We start from the raw sequence: 17,805 nt of genomic DNA, 5'->3' as shown, positions 1-17,805 counted from the left end.
ACAGGAGCAATTTGATGCAAGAAACTCGTTGGGCGCAAGCATGGATGACAGTAGGTCTTTTGTGGTTTTTGTTGGCCATCGCCATTGCGCCTACCAACAAGCTCTATCAGCAAGGCTTGGTGGTGTTTCTCTGGTTGCCTGCAATCATGCTCTGCTGGTCCGCACGGGCCCGGCTTCGGGAATTGTTCCATGAACAGCGCTGGATCTACCTGCCGTTGCTGGGGCTGGTGATCTGGTCACTGCTCAGTCTTTCATGGTCGAACACGCCTGATCCTGATCGCGCAGCCAAGCGCGTGCTGTACATCGTGGTGTTCCTGTTGTTCTTTCCGGTTTTCGCCAATGCCCGACCCGAGCGCGTGATCCGCGTCATGCAATGGGGAGGTATAGGGCTGGCTGTCACGGCGCTGGTGGCGATCGTCAAATTTTATGGAATGCATGGCAACGTCTGGGTTTCACGCGTGGAAGGGCTGGGCGAATTGTCCCATCCGATCCTGGGCGGCTACGTCATCGGGCTGGCAGCCGTGTGGCTGGTACTCTGGACACCGCGTACGGGCTTGATGCAGGTAGTCTATGCCCTTGCATTGGGCGTTCTGGGGATATTTGTCCTGCTCAGCCAGAGTCGCGGCGCGGCCCTGGCACTGTTTCTCACGATACTGGCCATGCCGGTCTGGTGCCGTGACCGACGCAGTCGTCTCGTCGCGGCGCTCGCATTGATCATCGCGATGCTGGCGTTCTGGCTTTTCGAATCCCTGGTCCTGTCGCGCGGTGTTTCCTATCGCCCGCAGATCCTGATGGCCAGTTTGCAAATGATCGCGGAACACCCATGGCGCGGCCTGGGCCTTGGCAGTAACTACAATGTGTTCGCCGATGGGCAGCATTTTGACCACGCCCATAACCTGTTCACCCACGTAGCCATCGAATTGGGCCTGCCAGGGTTGTTGTTGTGGGTGGCGACCTGGATCGCAGTACTGCGCGAGGCCTGGAAGGTTCGGGAAACGCTCTATGCCAAGGGAATCATCGGCATCTGGTTGTTCTCTACCCTGGCGATGCAATTCGATGCCGCCAGCCTGAACGGGACACCGAGGGCCGAATGGTTTATCAGCTGGTTACCCATTGGCCTGGCCAGTGTTTTGGTATGGGCGCGGGCCAATCCCGACGCTTGTGATAAAATTTCGCGTTCTTCCTAACCAGTGAGCTCTACGATGAGTGACGCACCGCCCAAAGCGGGACAGGACTCCAGCCTGAAAATCTATTTTCGGCTGTTGGGGTATGTAAAACCTTATCTCGGCCTTTTCTTGCTGAGTATCGTGGGCTTCGTGATCTTTGCCTCCACACAGCCGATGCTGGCGGGGATTCTCAAGTATTTCGTCGATGGCCTGAGCAATCCTGAAGCGGTGCTCTTCCCCAACGTCCCTTATCTGAAGGACTTGCAGCTGCTGATGGCCGTGCCATTGCTGATCATCCTGATCGCGGCGTGGCAAGGCCTGGGCTCCTTCCTTGGCAACTATTACCTGGCGAAGGTTTCGCTGGGGCTGGTGCATGACCTGCGGGTCGAGTTGTTCAACAAGTTGCTGGTTCTGCCAAACCGCTATTTCGATACGCATAATTCCGGGCATCTGATCTCGCGCATCACGTTCAACGTGACCATGGTGACCGGTGCCGCTACCGATGCAATCAAGGTGGTGATTCGCGAAGGCCTTACCGTGGTCTTCCTGTTTGCCTACCTGCTGTGGATGAACTGGAAACTGACCATCGTGATGCTGGCCATCCTGCCGCTGATTGCACTCATGGTGGGTAACACCAGCAAGAAATTCCGCAAGCAGAGCAAGAAGATCCAGGTGGCCATGGGCGATGTGACCCATGTGGCGTCCGAGACCATCCAGGGTTATCGCGTGGTGCGCAGCTTCGGTGGCGAGAGCTATGAAGAGCGGCGCTTTGCCGAAGCCAGCCAGGGCAATACCGACAAGCAACTGCGCATGACCAAGACCGGGGCGGTCTACACGCCGATGTTGCAGTTGGTGATCTACACCGCCATGGCCGTGCTGATGTTCCTGGTGCTGTTCCTGCGCGGTGATGCCACCGCCGGTGACCTGGTGGCCTACATCACGGCGGCGGGTCTGCTGCCCAAGCCGATCCGGCAGCTGTCGGAAGTCAGTTCGACCATTCAGAAAGGTGTCGCCGGTGCCGAAAGCATTTTCGAGCAACTGGACGTCGAGCCGGAAGTCGACCACGGTACCGTTGAGCGCGACCGCGTCAATGGCTACCTGGAGGTGCGCAACCTGAGCTTTACCTATCCCGGGACAGAGCGTGAAGTGCTGAAGAACATCAGCTTCACTGCGGCGCCAGGGCAGATGATCGCACTGGTTGGTCGCTCTGGCAGCGGCAAGTCGACACTCGCCAGCCTGATACCGCGCTTCTACCATCATGAAATCGGCGAGATCCTGCTCGATGATGTCGAAATCGAAGACTACCGTCTGCGCAACCTGCGTCGGCACGTAGCCCAAGTCACACAACATGTGACCCTGTTCAACGACACTATCGCCAACAATATCGCCTACGGTGACCTGGCTGGCGCACCTCGCGCAGACATTGAAAAGGCTGCTGCGGACGCCTATGCCATGGACTTCATCGCGCAGATGCCGCAAGGCCTGGATACCCAGGTCGGGGAAAACGGCGTACTGCTGTCCGGCGGCCAGCGCCAGCGCCTGGCGATTGCCCGGGCCTTGCTGAAAAATGCCCCGTTGCTGATTCTCGACGAAGCCACCTCGGCGCTCGATACCGAGTCCGAGCGGCACATTCAGGCAGCCCTGGATCAAGTCATGAAAGGTCGTACCACGCTGGTCATCGCTCACCGGTTGTCGACTATCGAAAAGGCCGACCTGATTCTGGTGATGGATCAGGGTGAAATCGTCGAGCGTGGCACCCACACGCAATTGCTGGCGCAAAATGGCTACTATTCGCGCCTGCATGCGATGGGGCTCGATACGCCGGCCGAAGACATCGCCTGACACCGACTTCAGGGTGAGCCTGGCTCACCCTGATGCTCAGCCGGCGTGCAATGCGCCGCTCGAGTGAATCCATGCGCGATTCTTGCTCAATAATTGATCAAAAAGCCTTGGCGCAAGATCCCGTTGCAGCCGTCACACAAGCCTGTGCCCACCCTGTGTTAATATCGCGCCCCTGTTCATTTTGTATGTGGGTTGCTCCATGAAGTTGTCCATGCCGCGATTCGATCAAGCCCCTGTCTTGGTGGTCGGCGATGTCATGCTCGACCGTTACTGGCATGGTGGTACCTCACGGATTTCCCCTGAGGCGCCAGTACCGGTAGTCAAGGTCGAACACATCGAGGACCGCCCGGGCGGTGCCGCCAACGTTGCGTTGAACATTGCCGCCCTTGGCGCGCCAGCCTCGCTGGTCGGCGTCACTGGCGACGATGAAGCCGCCGACAGCCTGGTCAATAGCCTCAAGGGGGCCGGTGTGCGCGCGTTGTTCCAGCGCATCGCGCACCAGCCGACCATCGTCAAACTGCGGGTCATGAGTCGTCACCAGCAACTGCTGCGAATCGACTTCGAAGAACCGTTCGCCACCGACTCCCTGGCGTTGTCCGTGCAAGTCGACGAACTGCTCGAAGGCATCAAGGTGCTGGTGCTGTCCGACTACGGCAAGGGCGCACTGAAAAACCATCAGGTGTTGATCCAGGCCGCCCGCGCCCGTGGCATTCCGGTGCTGGCCGATCCCAAGGGCAAGGATTTCTCCATTTATCGCGGAGCGAGCCTGATCACGCCGAACCTCAGCGAATTCGAAACCATCGTCGGTGGTTGCGCCGATGAGCACGAATTGGTCAGCAAAGGCGCGCAGCTGATGCACGACCTGGACCTTGGCGCCTTGCTGGTGACCCGTGGTGAGCACGGCATGACCCTGCTGCGGCCTGATCATCCGGCATTGCACCTGCCGGCACGCGCCCGTGAAGTGTTCGACGTGACCGGTGCTGGCGATACGGTGATTTCCACCCTGGCAGCGGCGATTGCTGCGGGTGAAGAGCTGCCGCACGCGGTGGGCCTGGCCAATCTGGCGGCCGGCATCGTGGTCGGCAAGCTTGGTACGGCGGCCATCAGCGCGCCGGAACTGCGTCGGGCTATCCAGCGTGAAGAAGGCTCCGAGCGCGGCGTGTTGGGCCTGGAGCAGCTGTTGCTGGCAGTCGATGATGCGCGTGCGCATAAAGAGAAGATCGTCTTCACCAACGGCTGCTTCGACATCCTGCATGCCGGGCACGTGACGTACCTGGAGCAGGCGCGGGCGCAAGGCGATCGCCTGATCGTCGCGGTCAACGACGATGCGTCGGTCAGCCGCCTGAAAGGGCCCGGCCGTCCGATCAACAGTGTCGACCGGCGCATGGCGGTGCTGGCAGGTCTGGGCGCGGTCGATTGGGTGATCAGTTTCGCTGAAGGCACACCGGAGAACCTGCTGCGCGAGGTCAAGCCGGACGTGCTGGTCAAGGGTGGGGACTACGGGATTGACCAAGTGGTCGGTGCGGACATCGTGACCGCTTACGGCGGGACCGTGAAAGTGCTGGGGCTGGTGGAAAACAGCTCAACGACCGCCATTGTCGAGAAGATCCGCAAGTCCGAATAAACCCAAAAAAAATCGCAACTTGCGGCACGTGACCCTGTAGGAGCTGCCGCAGGCTGCGATCATTTGCTTTTAAGAGTTGACCTTTTTACGCGGCACAATCTTCTTCAGCAGTTGCCTGGCCTTGCCACGCAATCGCGCCAATCCCGAAGCCTTCCCCGGCGGCGTCAAACCCTGCTGCCGCACCCAGTCCTTCCAGCGAATCCGCTCATCTTTCACCAGCCAGCCTTCCTGCCGGGCGAAACTTTCGGCCAGGTACAGCCCACGCGTGCTCGCCGGGTGCAATTGATCCTTTTTCAAGGTGTAGAGCTCGGCCAGGGGGTGGCCATCCTGCAAAGGCATCAGGTACAGGTCGGGACGCTTGCGATCCAGGCGGGCGACCAATTGATCGCCTTCCAGGCGTTCGTCGACGTGAAACAGGCTCAGGGACTTGGCTTCCTTGGGCACCTCCAGGCGCAAGTCGTAGATCAACTGCAGCGATGCGGTCGGCAAGTGCACGTAGGCCCGTGGCCGTTCGATCAATGGCAGGTTGGCGCAACGTACCGGACGTGCCGAGCCGGACAGCGGCGACAGGCGAAACGGCAGGGCTTCGCGGTAGTGCAGGGCGCTGGAGTAGGGCGCGGGTAGCCAGGTGTCGTTGAAGCGTCCGCCGAGCCAGCCTTCCGGGGTTTCCAGCAGGCATTCCTCGGCAATTTCCTGGATGGCCGTGTGCAACGGCAGGTTCAGCTCATGGGCCGGCACGTAGCCGGAAATCAGCTTGAGCACCACGTCGCCGCGGTCCTGCCGCCGTTGGCGCACCAGTACCCAGTAATCGCGATTCTGCCAATGCAGTGTCAGGCGAACCGAAACCCCGAGGTTGGCCAATTCCAGGGAAAAGCGTTGCGTATCGGCGACGGTCACCGGGCGCCGACGTTGCAGGATCTGGGAGAAATTCAGCGGCCTCCCGACGCTCTGATAACTCAGGCCTTCGGGAGTCGCTTCGACGAATAACGGCAGGGTCTTGAAGTTGCTCGGGTTCTTTCTAATGAGCGTACGCGGCATGTCGGCTCCTGCTTTAGGCCGCGTGGGGCGGCATCAGTGGCTACGTAGGACCTGGGCAACGGTCGCCACGTTATGGGCGAGGTGCAGCGGGTTGATCGTTCCGACAATAGCACTGGCCACGCCGGGATGTTCGAACAACAACTCGAAACTGGCGCGCACAGGGTCCACGCCTGGGCTCAGGCACACATGACCGCTGGCGAGGGCTTTCTTGACCAGAATGGCTTTGCCGTGAGCAGCAGCATAGTCAATCACGGCCTTTTCGCTTTGCTCGTTCAGATTGTAGGTGACCATGGCGCAATCACCTTGCTCCAGCGCCTTCAAGCCGCCTTCGACGGTTTTGCCGGAAAAGCCGAAGCCGCGAATCTTGCCTTCGGCCTTGAGTGCGGCAAGGGTTGCGTAGACTTCGCAGTCGTTGAGGATCGCCAGGTCGTTGCCGTCGGAGTGCACCAGCACCAGGTCGATAAAATCAGTTTCAAGGCGTTGCAGGCTGCGCTCCACCGAGAGGCGGGTGTGGGCGGCGCTGAAATCATGGCGGGACTGCCCGTCGGCAAACTCTTCGCCGACCTTGCTGACGATCACCCAATCCTGACGCTGACCCCGCAGCAGCGGGCCGAGGCGCTCTTCGCTGCGACCATAGGCCGGCGCGGTGTCGATCAGGTTGATGCCCATATCACGCGCGAGTTTGAGCAGCATGCGCGCTTCGTCATCATCGGGAATCTGGAAACCGTTGGGGTACTTCACCCCTTGATCGCGGCCGAGTTTTACCGTGCCCAGGCCTAGTGGCGATACTGTCAGGCCAGTGCTGCCCAAGGGGCGGTGAAGGTCGTGCAAAGTCGGTTGGCTCATGGCAGCAGTTGCTCCCAGGCCGGGACGCCCATCGGCGGTTTTGGCAGCGGCGGCAATGCGCTGGCGGGGCCCGGTTGAATGCCATCGCGGGCGAGGCTGGCGATCACCCGGTCGGCGAAGTCCGGCGCCAGTGCCAGTTTGGTTGGCCAGCCCACCAGCAGGCGACCTTCCTCGGCCACAAAGGCGTTGTCGGGGCGGGTCAGCCCCGATTGCAATGGCTCCGCGCGGTCCACGCGCAGGGTTGCCCATTGCACCGTGCTGAGGTCGATCCATGGCAACAACTGGCCGAGTTCTTTTTGCGCGGTGGCGATCTGTTCGGCGGGTTCACGGGCCACGCCTTCGGCTTCGGCAATGTCGCCGCCCAGGTACCAGACCCACTGGCCATCGGCCGCCGGGTGTGTGGTCACGGTAATGCGCGGCTTGGTTCCGCCGCCCAGGCAATGGGCGTACAGCGGTTTGAGGCTTGGGCCTTTGGCGATGATCATGTGCAGCGGGCGACGTTGCATGGCGGGCTGGGTCAACCCCAGCGCTTCGAGCAACGCCGCCGTTCCGCCACCGGCGCTCAATACGATGCGTTGGGCGCGGATCTCGCGTTCGTCCACCTTCAGGCCGACCAGCACGCCACCCTCGAGCAGCGGCTCGATCTTCTGGCCGGCGAGCAGGCCGTCGCCCGCGAGGTCTGCCAGGCGCTGGATCAGGTTCGGTACATCGATCACCAGTTCCGCGAGGCGATAGACTTTGCCCTTGAAGCGTTTGTCTTGCAGGGCCGGTGGCAATTGGTCGCCCTTGACCTGATCGACGCGACCGCGCACGGCCTTGCTGGCGAAGAAGCTGGTGAGGTTGCCGGCAATGGTCCCCGGTGACCAGAGATAGTGGGCCTCGGACAGCAGACGCACGCCCGACAGGTCCAGTTCGCCGTCGCCAGCGAGGGCTTCACGCCAGCGCCGCGGCATGTCGGCAATGGCTTCCGAGGCGCCGGTCAGTGCGCCATGCAGAGCATATTTGGCTCCGCCATGGATGATGCCCTGGGACTTCACGCTCTGCCCGCCGCCGAGGCTGGCGCTTTCCACCAGCACGGTCGAAAAACCCTGGCGGCGCAGGCGCGCATTCAGCCAGAGGCCGGCGACACCAGCGCCGACAATGAGAACGTCGGTGGAAATAACGGATGGCATGCGGCGACCTCAGTGTTCAAGACGAGGGCGCAGTATACAGACTCGAAGAAGCGTGGATTTGTTGGTGATCAATTGTGGGAGCGGGCTTGCTCGCGAAGGCGTCGTGTCAGTCGGCTTCAATGCTGGATGACACACCGCATTCGCGAGCAAGCCCGCTCCCACATTGGATTGTGCGTGAGTCTTAGTGTCCGGCGGTTTTGGAGAACAACTGAATCACCACGACACCCAGGACGATTAGCGCCATCCCCAGCATCGCCGGCAAATCCAGCTTCTGCCCGTAGATAAACAGCGCCGCGACGCTGACCATCACGATGCCCATGCCGGCCCATACCGCGTAAGCCACGCCCACCGGTACGCTGCGCACCACGAGGGTCAGCATCCAGAAGGCGATGCCGTAGCCGACGATCACCAGCAGCAGCGGCAGCGGGGTGCTGAAGCCTTTGACCGCTTTCATCGAAACAGTGGCAATCACTTCGGCGCAGATGGCAATGGCCAGGTAGTAGTAAGCGGTCATGGGTCAATCCTCGTATGAAGTGTTGCTTGTTGAGTTCGGCATTCTAGAGATTCTCCAGATGCGGTAAAGTCATTACCTATCTGTTATGAAGATGGGTTTGTCGATGCAATGGAACCTTGAACAACTGCGCCTGTTTGTCGGCGTGGCGGAGCAACGCTCGTTTTCTGCCGTGGCACGGGACCAGCGCAAAGCCCAGTCGGCGGTCAGTAGTGCAATTGCGCTGTTGGAGGAAGACCTGGGCGTGAGCCTGTTCGACCGCAGCAGCGGCCGCCAGCCGAAACTCACCGAGGCCGGCAACGCCTTGCTGGAAGAGGCGCGGGAAGTGCTGCGCCAATGTGAGCGTCTCAATGGCCGGGCGCTGGCGATGATGCGCGGCCAGGAGGCCCGTCTGCGCCTGGCCCAGGATGAGGCGATGCCGTACCAGCCGATCATCGAAAGCTTCGAAGCCCTGGCGGAAAAATTTCCCAGCATTGAAGTGCAGCTGACCAGCGCTGCCCAAGGCGATGTGGCGCGCAAACTTGTGGAGCGTCGGGCCGATTTGGGGTTGCTGTTTTACCACGATCAAATTCCTGAAGCCCTGGAGCGGCGGGTGCTGGGCAGTGTCGAGATGGTCACGGTATGCGGCGTCGGGCATCCATTGGCGGCAAAGGCTGAAGTGAACTGCCAGGAACTGGCGCAGCATCGCCAGTTGCTGATGTCCACCCAGTCCAGCGTCTACCCCGGCAGCGAACCGGCCAGCCCGCAGGTCTGGCGGGCCGACAGCTTTTATGTGATGGCTGAATGGTTGGTGCGCGGTCTTGGCTGGGCCTGGCTGCCACGGCACGTAGTTCAGTACCCGGCGTATCAGGATTTGATGGTCGAACTGGTCAGCGAATGGACCCCGCCGGCCCTGGTGGTGGAACTGGTCTGGCGGCGCGATGAGCCGCTGGGTCCGGCGGCTCGCTGGTTGGCGGAACGTTTTGCCGTGCATCTGCAGGCGATCGGTGAAAAAACCGATAAACTCCGCCGCCATGAATAGAACTCTCTACACCGTGCTGTTTTACCTGGGGCTGCCATTGGTGGCGATTCGGCTGTGGCTGCGCTCGCGCAAGGCGCCGGCCTATGCCAAGCGCATCGGCGAGCGTTTCTCCTACGGGATGCCGACGATGAAACCCGGAGGAATCTGGGTGCACGCGGTGTCCGTAGGCGAAAGCATTGCCGCCGCGCCGATGATTCGCGCCTTGCTGCAACGTTATCCACAGCTGCCGATCACCGTTACCTGCATGACCCCCACCGGTTCGGAGCGCATCCAGGCGTTGTTCGCCAACGAGCCGCGTATCCAGCACTGCTATCTGCCGTACGACTTGCCGTGCGCCGCCAAGCGTTTTTTTGATCGCGTCCAGCCAAAACTGGCGGTGATCATGGAAACCGAACTCTGGCCCAACCATATCCATCAATGCGCCAAGCGCGGGATTCCCGTGGCGCTGGCCAATGCGCGGCTGTCCGAGCGTTCGGCCAGGGGCTATGGTCGCTTCAGAAAACTGACCGCTCCGATGCTCGCCGAGATGAGCCTGTTTGCGGTGCAGACCGAAGCCGAGGCCCAGCGTTTTCGTGAGTTGGGCGCGCGGGGGGAAACCGTCGAAGTCACCGGCTCGATCAAGTTCGACCTGACCATCGACCCGCAACTGTTGCAGCGTGCCGCCGAGTTGCGCGGGCAATGGCAGGCGCAGGAACGCCCGGTGTGGATTGCCGCCAGTACCCACGATGGCGAAGACGAGGTGGTCCTGGCAGCCCATCGCCAGTTGCTCGCGAGCCATCCCGATGCCTTGCTGATTCTGGTGCCGCGCCATCCTGAGCGCTTTAACCCGGTTTTCGAATTGTGCCTTCAGCAGGGGTTCGAAACAGTCCGTCGCTCCACGGGCGAACCCGTAACCGCAAAGACTTCGGTGTTGCTGGGTGACACCATGGGCGAGTTGCTGTTTCTCTATGCCCTGGCTGACAGCGCGTTCGTCGGCGGTAGCCTGGTGCCCAATGGCGGGCATAACCTGCTTGAGCCGGCGGCACTCTCCAAGCCAGTGCTGAGCGGCCCTCATCTGTTCAACTTCCTTGAAATCGCAGCGCAGTTGCGCAGTGCCGGGGCGTTGCAGGAGGTTGAGGATGCGCAAGGTCTGGCGGTGGCGGTGCAGCGCCTGTTCGAATTGCCGCGCGATGCGCAGCGGATGTCGGAAGCGGGGTTGAAGGTGATGCGCGCCAATCAGGGGGCGCTGCAGCGGTTATTGGATGGGTTGGGGCGGTTGATCGACCGTTAGAAACAAAAAGATCGCAGCCTGCGGCAGCTCCTACAGGGGGATGCATTCCAATGTAGGAGCTGCCGAAGGCTGCGATCTTTTGCTTTTAAGGCCTTGCCTTGAGTTGCTCAGCCGCGGCCTTCGCCAGATCCGGCGGCAGGAAGTCCTTGTCCGGGTTGTAGTTGGGATTGAGCCAGCGTGCCAGATCCTGCAAGTCCCCCGGGTTCAACGTACCGGCCTGCTGCTTCAAGCGCAGGTTGTCGAGGATGTAGTCGTAGCGGGTGTTGTTGTAGTCACGCACCGACGTGTAGAGCGAGCGCTGTGCATCCAGCACGTCGACGATGTTTCGCGTGCCCACCTGATAGCCGATTTCGGTCGCTTCCACCGCGCTCTGGTTGGAGATGATCGATTGCTTGCGCGCCTGCACCTGCTCGACATCGGTATTCACCGCGCGGTGCAGGTCACGGGTGTTTTCGACGATTTGTCGACGCAGGGATTCGCGTTGCTGCTCGGTCTGGTCCAGCTGCGCATAGGATTGGCGCACCTGGGAATTGATCAGGCCACCGCTGTAGATCGGGATGTTCAGTTGCAGGCCAACCGAGGTCTGCTCGACGTCGCCCTTGTACGGTTGGCCGAAGGCGCTCGGGTTGCTGAAACCCAGTGCATCGTTGTCGCCTTTCTGGTATTGCGCCACGGCGTCGAGTGTCGGCGCATGGCCGGACTTGCGCTGCTTGACGGTTTGCTCGGCGGCGCTGACGGCGTAGTTGCTGGCCAGCAAATTGAGGTTCTGCCTGGCCGCCGTTTCGACCCAGGCCTTGGCGTCGTTCGGCGCGGGCGGCAGGATCGGCAGGTTGTGGCTGATGCCCTGGATCGAGTTGTACTGACGGTTGGTCAGGGTGACCAAGGCTTCGAAGGCATCATCCACCTGGCGCTGGGCAACGATGCGGTTGGCGCGTGCGGTGTCGTAGCTGGCTTGCGAGTTCAGTACGTCGGTCTTGTCCGAGAGACCGACATCGAAGCGTTCGTTGGACTGGTCGAGCTGACGCTTGAACGCGGCTTCCTCGGCCTTGGTCGAGGCCAGGTTGTCCTGGCTGCGCAACACGTTGAAGTAACTGTCGGCCGTCTGCAGGATCAGGTTCTGCTGGGTCGCGGAAAGCTGCAATGCGGCCTGTTCGTTGACGTCCTTGGCGGCCTGGAACTGGAACCAGCGATCGGCGCGAAACAGCGGTTGCGCCAGGGTCGCCTGGTACGAATGGGCATTACGGTTGGCCGTGGCCGACGGCTGATCGATCGCCGTGCGTACGTTGGCAACATCGGCACCGCCCGACAGATTGGGCAGCAGTCCGGCACGGGCCTGGGGCACGACTTCCTTCTGGGCGCCATATTGGGCGATGGCAGCGGCGAGGTCGGCGTTGTTGTTCACCGCTTCCTGGTAGACGCTGACCAGATCGGTCCTGGTCGATAAGGGCGCTTCTGCTGCCCAGGCCATTCCATTGGACGCACAAGACACGGCAAGGGCCAGTGAGAGTTTGCGCAGCATAGGCGTTCCCTAGTAAAAATATTACACAAGTAATTTGAGCGCCAAGGCTAAGGCGCTGCCTGTGCAACGTCAATGCGCAGCTTGGCGTAGCGAGTGTAGTTGTGCATTGGAGCGGCAACAATCCTGGCGATCGCGCTAATTGCGCCATTCATCACGGTGTTTGCAACGGAGTTGGCGTTCTCTGCCAGTTGTGTCTAGACTGGCCGGGTTCTTGTCGGGGTGCCTTGCTATGAGGCTGAGATCGAATAATTTCGGATCCCGTTGAACCTGATCAGGTTAGCGCCTGCGTAGGGAACAAGATTTCTCGTCACCCGGCGAGTCCTCTTGTGCTTCGTCCGGGATGTTGTTCGACAATCGAACACCCCTCGAGCACTGAGCACAGCACAGCTGGTTTTTCAGCGCCCGTGCGTCCATTCGTTTACAGGTTCGCTCCGACAAAATTCCACTGCCTGGATGCTGTCTGGAGAGCCCGTGATGACTACAAAAGCAAAAATCGCCACCAACCTGAGTGACTCGGCCAAGGTCGATCAACAATCGGTGCAGCCGTTTACCCGCTCGCAAAAAATCTATGTCCAGGGCACTCGCCCGGACATCCTCGTGCCGATGCGCGAAATCAGCCTCGACGTGACGCCAACCGACTTCGGTGGCGAGGTCAACGCGCCGGTCGTGGTCTATGACACATCCGGCCCGTACACCGACCCCAACGTCATCATCGACGTGCGCAAAGGCCTGGCCGATGTGCGCTCGCCCTGGATCGAATCCCGCGGCGACACCGAGCGCCTGAGCGGCCTGAGCTCCAACTTCGGCCAGGAACGCCTCGCCGACCCGGAGCTGACCAAGCTGCGTTTTGCCCACGTGAACAACCCGCGTCGCGCCAAGCCGGGTGCCAACGTCAGCCAGATGCACTACGCGCGCCAGGGCATCATCACCGCCGAGATGGAATACGTCGCCATCCGCGAAAACATGAAGCTGGAAGTGGCCCGCGCCGCCGGCCTGCTGGACCAGCAACACGCCGGCCACAGCTTCGGCGCCAGCGTGCCGAAAATCATCACCCCGGAATTCGTCCGTGACGAAATCGCCCGCGGCCGCGCGATCATTCCGGCCAACATCAACCACACCGAACTGGAACCGATGATCATCGGCCGTAACTTCCTGGTGAAGATCAACGGCAACATCGGCAACAGCGCCCTGGGTTCGTCCATCGAAGAAGAAGTGGCGAAACTGACCTGGGGCATTCGCTGGGGTTCGGACACGGTCATGGACCTGTCCACCGGCAAACACATTCACGAAACCCGCGAGTGGATCATCCGCAACTCGCCGGTGCCGATCGGTACCGTGCCGATCTACCAGGCCCTGGAAAAAGTCGGCGGCGTCGCCGAAGACCTGACCTGGGAGCTGTTCCGCGACACCCTGATCGAGCAGGCCGAGCAGGGCGTCGACTACTTCACCATCCACGCCGGCGTGTTGCTGCGCTACGTGCCAATGACCGCCAAGCGCGTGACCGGCATCGTCTCCCGTGGCGGTTCGATCATGGCCAAGTGGTGCCTGGCGCACCACAAGGAAAACTTCCTCTACACCCATTTCGAAGACATCTGCGAAATCATGAAGGCCTACGACGTCAGCTTCTCGCTGGGTGATGGCCTGCGTCCTGGCTCGATTGCCGATGCCAACGACGAAGCGCAGTTCGGCGAGCTGGAGACCCTCGGCGAGCTGACCAAGATCGCCTGGAAGCACGACGTGCAGTGCATGATCGAAGGCCCCGGCCACGTGCCGATGCAGTTGATCAAGGAGAACATGGACAAGCAGCTGGAATGCTGCGACGAGGCGCCGTTCTACACCCTCGGCCCGCTGACCACCGACATCGCGCCGGGCTACGACCACATCACCTCCGGTATCGGCGCGGCGATGATCGGCTGGTTCGGTTGCGCCATGCTCTGCTACGTCACGCCCAAGGAGCACCTGGGCCTGCCAAACAAGGATGACGTCAAGACCGGGATCATCACCTACAAGATCGCCGCGCATGCCGCCGATCTGGCGAAGGGGCATCCGGGCGCACAGATCCGCGACAATGCCTTGAGCAAGGCGCGTTTCGAATTCCGTTGGGAAGACCAGTTCAACCTGGGCCTTGATCCGGATACCGCCCGTTCGTATCACGATGAGACGCTGCCGAAGGATTCGGCCAAGGTCGCGCACTTCTGCTCCATGTGCGGGCCGAAATTCTGCTCGATGAAAATTACCCAGGAAGTCCGCGAGTATGCGGCCAACCAACGGATCGAGGCGGTCGACGTGGATGTTGCCCAGGGCATGGCCGAACAGGCTGAGCGCTTCAAGCAGGAAGGCAGTCAGCTGTATCAGAAAGTTTGATCTGACCTGAAAGGGTGGGGCCTGCACAGGCCCCATCGCCAGCAGGCTGGCTCCCACATTGGATCTGTGAGTTTCACAAGTCCCCTGTGGGAGCCAGCCTGCTGGCGATAGCGATCAACACAACAACAAATGTCCCTCTGAGATAACACCCTTGAGCATTCAACCGAGTACTTATTCCCCCGACATCGCGGTGCCGACCGACAAACGTGTGTTCGGCGGCCGCGATCTGTTTTCCCTGTGGTTCTCCCTCGGCATCGGCCTGATGGTCCTGCAGACCGGCGCACTGCTCGCGCCAGGCCTGGGCCTGTCCGGCTCGCTGCTGGCGATTTTCCTCGGCACGCTGGTCGGCGTTCTACTGCTGGCTGCCGTCGGCGTGATCGGCAGCGACACCGGCCTGTCATCCATGGCCGCGCTCAAACTCAGCCTCGGCAGCAAAGGCGCCAGCCTGCCGGCGGTGCTGAACCTGCTGCAACTGATCGGTTGGGGCTCGTTCGAGATCATCGTCATGCGCGATGCCGCCAGTCTGTTGGGCGCCAAGGCCTTCAGCGAGGGTAGCGTACTGTCCAATCCAGTGCTGTGGACCCTGTTCTTCGGCGCGCTGGCGACCCTGTTGGCCGTCAGCGGTCCGTTGACCTTCGTGCGCCAGATCCTGCGTAAATGGGGCATCTGGCTGTTGCTGGCAGCGTGCATCTGGCTGACCTGGAACCTGTTCGCCAAAGCCGACCTGGCCGCCTTGTGGGCGCTGGCCGGTGACGGTTCGATGCCGTTCGCGGTGGGCTTCGACATCGCTATCGCGATGCCGCTGTCGTGGCTGCCACTGATTGCCGACTATTCGCGTTTCGGCAAGCGTGCGAAGAATGTCTTCGGCGGGACGGCGATTGGCTTCTTCATCGGTAATTTCTGGCTGATGAGCCTGGGCGTGGCCTACACCCTGGCGTTCGCGCCGAGCGGTGAAGTCAATGCCTTGCTACTGGCATTGGCGGGTGCGGGCCTGGGCATTCCGCTGCTGCTGATCCTGCTCGATGAGTCGGAAAACGCCTTTGCCGACATTCACTCGGCAGCCGTTTCCAGCGGGATCCTGTTGCGCCTGAAAGTCGAGCACCTGGCCCTGGCCATTGGCGTGATCTGCACCCTGATCGCCCTGCTGGCGCCACTGGCCCAGTACCAGAACTTCCTGCTGTTGATCGGATCGGTGTTTGCGCCGCTGTTCGGCGTGGTGCTGGTGGATCACTTCATCCTGCGCAAACGCAGTGGCCAAGTGGCGTCAGCCGCATTGCGCTGGCCGGCGCTGCTCGCCTGGTTGGGCGGGGTGAGCACCTATCACTTGCTGGCCAATCTGTATCCGGACATCGGCGCAACCCTGCCGGCGTTGATCCTGGCAGGGCTGCTGCAACTGGTGCTGGGCCGGGCCTTCAGTTACGGCCGGGAAACAGCTCGGGCTTGATGATGCCATTCAGGCGAGGGTAGGGGATCTTCAGTTCGACATGGCCCAGCGCGTAAGGCGCGATGCTGCTTGTTTCGTACTTGAGGATCACCCCGCCGTAGGTCAGCGCCACGTTCTGGGTTTTCTGGAACGGCCAGCTCTTGACGAACTCCGGTTCCTGATCGAGCTTGGTGCTGATCAACCAGCTGTTATGCGCCACCTGCGCGGCTTTCCAGAACGCCTCTTCCTGCCCGGGCACCAGCATGTCCGACAGTGTCAGCACTTTATGCTGCTGACGCGAGTAGTTGATGAACCCCCGACCCGGCGTGCCATGGGCGCCGCCGGTGTCCAGGTAGCTGGACAACTCGATGATCACCAGTCCGTCATGCTGCTCACGTACCTTGGCCTGCAGGTAAATGCTGTTGCGCGGACCTGCGGTGCGCAAAAACTGTTCGCGATAGGCCGCCAGCGTCGGCGCCACCGGGGCGTCGGGTGAGGTGCGGGTCATTTGCAGCAGGCGTTTTTCGATGATGCCGTCCAGTTCAGGCTCGGCGGGGAAGTGCAGGGTATCGATGTTCACCAGCGGACAGTCCTGGTCCGTACAGCCTGGCTTGAGTTGCTCGGTGGCGTCGCGGGTAGTTTCCAGCGGCGCGCGATAGTTGGGCTGGAACAGGCTCTGGCAAGCGCCCAGGGTCAGGGCGAGAGCGGCCACGGAGGCAATTTTAAAAAGCGACATGGGCGTCCTTCATAAAACAGGGAAAGGCGAAAAGTTACCCGCTTCGACTGTCAACGGAGCAGTCAGTTCGCCACTAAGCTAATTAGAGTGGGTTTCGCCCTCACCGTCCATCTCGATGAAGGTAAAGGGGCTGCATCAAACCTCACGGGCGCGTTAGGATGGCGCGAAGTCGAGGTTGGAGCCTCGGTGTCAGATACGAGGATAGTCATGACTGATTTTGCCAAAGCCATTCCGACCGCCGTGGATATCGTTCGGCGCGAAAAGTGCTTCGAGGGTTTCTACAAGCTCGATCGCGTGCACTTGCGCCACGAACTGTTCGCCGGCGGCATGAGCCGCGAAATCAGCCGTGAACTGTTCGTGCGCCACGATGCGGTGTGCATGCTGCCCTACGACCCACAACGCGACGAAGTGGTGCTGATCGAGCAGTTTCGCGTCGGCGCCCTGGGCAAGATCGACAATCCATGGCTGATCGAACTGGTCGCTGGTCTGATCGACAAGGATGAGCAACCGGAAGAAGTTGCTCACCGCGAAGCGCAGGAGGAAGCTGGGCTTGTCATCGGGGCGCTGTGGCCGATGACCCAATATTTTCCATCGCCGGGCGGCAGCAACGAATTCGTGCATTTGTACCTGGGACGTTGCGATAGTAGTGGGGTAGGCGGCCTGCATGGGCTGGAGGAAGAGGCTGAAGATATCCGCGTCACGGTGTGGGCGTTCGAAGATGCCCTGCAAGCCGTACGCGACGGACGTATTGCCAACGCGGCCAGCATCATTGCCTTGCAATGGCTGGCACTGAACCGCGTTGAAGTGAGGGGGCTATGGTCGTAAACAAGCTGCGCGATCGCTATCGGGTGGACCTCGTGGGGCTACAGGCATCCTGCGAGGCGAACTACGCGCGCCTGATGCGATTGTTGCCGGACATGCGCAGCGAGCCGGCGGCGCGGCGGATCGCCGTGACCCATGGCGACCAGATGCTGGGCGTGCTGGCGCTGGAGGTGCTGCAGGTCTGTCCCTACACCACGACCCTGCAGGTGCGCCAGGAGCACAGTCTGCCCTGGCTGCCGGTGCCGCAACTGGAAGTGCAGGTCTATCACGACGCGTGCATGGCCGAAGTGGTCAGCGCCGAACATGCGCGGCGCTTTCGCGGCATCTATCCTTACCCGAACGCCTCGATGCATCAGCCCGACGAAAAGGCCCAGCTGAACATGTTTCTTGGCGAGTGGTTGAGTCATTGCCTGGCGTTGGGGCACGAGTACGAAGTGGTCCGTTGACGTTC

The 17,805-nt window shown here is 61.1% G+C and carries 15 protein-coding genes and 1 riboswitch; of the genes, 9 read left to right on the top strand and 6 right to left on the bottom strand.

Features of this window, described 5'->3' with window-relative positions; all coding sequences use genetic code 11:
- The first annotated feature begins 14 nt into the window (after window positions 1–14).
- The 3 genes from ACM6I6_RS21240 (at window position 15) to hldE (ending at window position 4,632) form a co-directional block, all read left to right on the top strand.
- Window positions 15–1,187: an O-antigen ligase family protein gene (locus ACM6I6_RS21240; protein ID WP_414920669.1), complete on the top strand. Its 1,173-nt coding sequence runs from the start codon at window positions 15–17 to the stop codon at window positions 1,185–1,187.
- Between the two features lie 15 nt (window positions 1,188–1,202).
- Entirely contained in the window at window positions 1,203–3,008 is a 1,806-nt protein-coding gene (gene msbA, locus ACM6I6_RS21235; RefSeq protein WP_406591484.1) for a lipid A export permease/ATP-binding protein MsbA, read from the top strand.
- 199 nt (window positions 3,009–3,207) lie between these two features.
- Window positions 3,208–4,632, top strand: a complete 1,425-nt coding sequence (gene hldE, locus ACM6I6_RS21230; RefSeq protein ID WP_274076020.1) for a bifunctional D-glycero-beta-D-manno-heptose-7-phosphate kinase/D-glycero-beta-D-manno-heptose 1-phosphate adenylyltransferase HldE — start codon at window positions 3,208–3,210, stop codon at window positions 4,630–4,632.
- Window positions 4,633–4,701: 69 nt separating this feature from the next.
- On the opposite strand, the gene ACM6I6_RS21225 is transcribed toward hldE, so the two are convergent.
- The 4 genes from ACM6I6_RS21225 to ACM6I6_RS21210 form a co-directional block, all read right to left on the bottom strand.
- Complete coding sequence (locus tag ACM6I6_RS21225) at window positions 4,702–5,670, bottom strand: metal ABC transporter ATPase (RefSeq protein WP_274076019.1); 969 nt, start codon at window positions 5,668–5,670, stop codon at window positions 4,702–4,704.
- A 33-nt stretch (window positions 5,671–5,703) separates the two neighbouring features.
- Window positions 5,704–6,516, bottom strand: a complete 813-nt coding sequence (locus ACM6I6_RS21220; RefSeq protein WP_274076018.1) for an aldo/keto reductase — start codon at window positions 6,514–6,516, stop codon at window positions 5,704–5,706.
- Window positions 6,513–7,688, bottom strand: coding sequence for an NAD(P)/FAD-dependent oxidoreductase (locus ACM6I6_RS21215; protein WP_414920668.1), 1,176 nt, complete (start codon window positions 7,686–7,688; stop codon window positions 6,513–6,515). The genes ACM6I6_RS21220 and ACM6I6_RS21215 overlap by 4 nt, the downstream gene beginning before the upstream one ends.
- Window positions 7,689–7,869: 181 nt before the next feature.
- Window positions 7,870–8,202, bottom strand: coding sequence for a DMT family transporter (locus tag ACM6I6_RS21210; protein ID WP_414920667.1), 333 nt, complete (start codon window positions 8,200–8,202; stop codon window positions 7,870–7,872).
- 103 nt (window positions 8,203–8,305) lie between these two features.
- On the opposite strand from ACM6I6_RS21210, the gene ACM6I6_RS21205 reads away from it, so the two are divergent.
- Together ACM6I6_RS21205 and waaA are read left to right on the top strand one after the other, a co-directional pair.
- Window positions 8,306–9,220: a LysR family transcriptional regulator gene (locus tag ACM6I6_RS21205; RefSeq protein ID WP_274076016.1), complete on the top strand. Its 915-nt coding sequence runs from the start codon at window positions 8,306–8,308 to the stop codon at window positions 9,218–9,220.
- Window positions 9,213–10,490 (top strand): lipid IV(A) 3-deoxy-D-manno-octulosonic acid transferase, encoded by a 1,278-nt coding sequence (gene waaA / locus ACM6I6_RS21200; protein WP_414920666.1) that lies wholly within the window; start codon window positions 9,213–9,215, stop codon window positions 10,488–10,490. Before ACM6I6_RS21205 ends, waaA begins: the two co-directional genes overlap by 8 nt.
- Window positions 10,491–10,575: 85 nt before the next feature.
- On the opposite strand, the gene ACM6I6_RS21195 is transcribed toward waaA, so the two are convergent.
- The gene (locus tag ACM6I6_RS21195) at window positions 10,576–12,009 is read right to left on the bottom strand and encodes a TolC family outer membrane protein (RefSeq protein WP_274076014.1); all 1,434 of its coding nucleotides are present in this window, start codon (window positions 12,007–12,009) and stop codon (window positions 10,576–10,578) included.
- Window positions 12,010–12,214: 205 nt separating this feature from the next.
- Window positions 12,215–12,320: riboswitch (TPP riboswitch) on the top strand.
- Window positions 12,321–12,483: 163 nt separating this feature from the next.
- Here ACM6I6_RS21195 and thiC point away from each other — a divergent pair.
- Together thiC and cytX are read left to right on the top strand one after the other, a co-directional pair.
- Entirely contained in the window at window positions 12,484–14,373 is a 1,890-nt protein-coding gene (thiC, locus tag ACM6I6_RS21190; RefSeq protein WP_034148712.1) for a phosphomethylpyrimidine synthase ThiC, read from the top strand.
- A 151-nt stretch (window positions 14,374–14,524) separates the two neighbouring features.
- Window positions 14,525–15,817: a putative hydroxymethylpyrimidine transporter CytX gene (gene cytX, locus ACM6I6_RS21185; RefSeq protein ID WP_414920665.1), complete on the top strand. Its 1,293-nt coding sequence runs from the start codon at window positions 14,525–14,527 to the stop codon at window positions 15,815–15,817.
- On the opposite strand, the gene ACM6I6_RS21180 is transcribed toward cytX, so the two are convergent.
- Window positions 15,786–16,532, bottom strand: a complete 747-nt coding sequence (locus ACM6I6_RS21180; protein WP_323608915.1) for an RsiV family protein — start codon at window positions 16,530–16,532, stop codon at window positions 15,786–15,788. The two genes, cytX and ACM6I6_RS21180, sit on opposite strands and share 32 nt — an antisense overlap.
- A 207-nt stretch (window positions 16,533–16,739) precedes the next feature.
- Between ACM6I6_RS21180 and ACM6I6_RS21175 the strand changes: the two genes are divergently transcribed.
- Together ACM6I6_RS21175 and ACM6I6_RS21170 are read left to right on the top strand one after the other, a co-directional pair.
- On the top strand, window positions 16,740–17,357 hold the full coding sequence (locus ACM6I6_RS21175) for an NUDIX domain-containing protein (protein ID WP_274076011.1): 618 nt from the start codon (window positions 16,740–16,742) through the stop codon (window positions 17,355–17,357).
- On the top strand, window positions 17,348–17,800 hold the full coding sequence (locus tag ACM6I6_RS21170; RefSeq protein ID WP_008063540.1) for a DUF1249 domain-containing protein: 453 nt from the start codon (window positions 17,348–17,350) through the stop codon (window positions 17,798–17,800). The genes ACM6I6_RS21175 and ACM6I6_RS21170 overlap by 10 nt, the downstream gene beginning before the upstream one ends.
- Window positions 17,801–17,805 lie beyond the last annotated feature (5 nt).

Origin of the sequence: Pseudomonas sp. IT-P218, from assembly GCF_949767605.1 — a bacterium.
GTDB lineage: Bacteria > Pseudomonadota > Gammaproteobacteria > Pseudomonadales > Pseudomonadaceae > Aquipseudomonas > Aquipseudomonas putida_AE.
Note: the sequence above shows the minus strand (reverse complement) of the source record. Positions and strands in the feature narration are given on the sequence as shown.

Excerpts from the sequence above, each read along its gene's own strand:
- ACM6I6_RS21240 (WP_414920669.1), top strand. The coding sequence starts at position 15 with ATGCAAGAAACTCGTTGGGCGCAAGCATGGATGACAGTAGGTCTTTTG.
- msbA (WP_406591484.1), top strand. The coding sequence starts at position 1,203 with ATGAGTGACGCACCGCCCAAAGCGGGACAGGACTCCAGCCTGAAAATC.
- hldE (WP_274076020.1), top strand. The coding sequence starts at position 3,208 with ATGAAGTTGTCCATGCCGCGATTCGATCAAGCCCCTGTCTTGGTGGTC.
- ACM6I6_RS21225 (WP_274076019.1), bottom strand. The coding sequence starts at position 5,670 with ATGCCGCGTACGCTCATTAGAAAGAACCCGAGCAACTTCAAGACCCTG.
- ACM6I6_RS21220 (WP_274076018.1), bottom strand. The coding sequence starts at position 6,516 with ATGAGCCAACCGACTTTGCACGACCTTCACCGCCCCTTGGGCAGCACT.
- ACM6I6_RS21215 (WP_414920668.1), bottom strand. The coding sequence starts at position 7,688 with ATGCCATCCGTTATTTCCACCGACGTTCTCATTGTCGGCGCTGGTGTC.
- ACM6I6_RS21210 (WP_414920667.1), bottom strand. The coding sequence starts at position 8,202 with ATGACCGCTTACTACTACCTGGCCATTGCCATCTGCGCCGAAGTGATT.
- ACM6I6_RS21205 (WP_274076016.1), top strand. The coding sequence starts at position 8,306 with ATGCAATGGAACCTTGAACAACTGCGCCTGTTTGTCGGCGTGGCGGAG.
- waaA (WP_414920666.1), top strand. The coding sequence starts at position 9,213 with ATGAATAGAACTCTCTACACCGTGCTGTTTTACCTGGGGCTGCCATTG.
- ACM6I6_RS21195 (WP_274076014.1), bottom strand. The coding sequence starts at position 12,009 with ATGCTGCGCAAACTCTCACTGGCCCTTGCCGTGTCTTGTGCGTCCAAT.
- thiC (WP_034148712.1), top strand. The coding sequence starts at position 12,484 with ATGACTACAAAAGCAAAAATCGCCACCAACCTGAGTGACTCGGCCAAG.
- ACM6I6_RS21180 (WP_323608915.1), bottom strand. The coding sequence starts at position 16,532 with ATGTCGCTTTTTAAAATTGCCTCCGTGGCCGCTCTCGCCCTGACCCTG.
- ACM6I6_RS21175 (WP_274076011.1), top strand. The coding sequence starts at position 16,740 with ATGACTGATTTTGCCAAAGCCATTCCGACCGCCGTGGATATCGTTCGG.
- ACM6I6_RS21170 (WP_008063540.1), top strand. The coding sequence starts at position 17,348 with ATGGTCGTAAACAAGCTGCGCGATCGCTATCGGGTGGACCTCGTGGGG.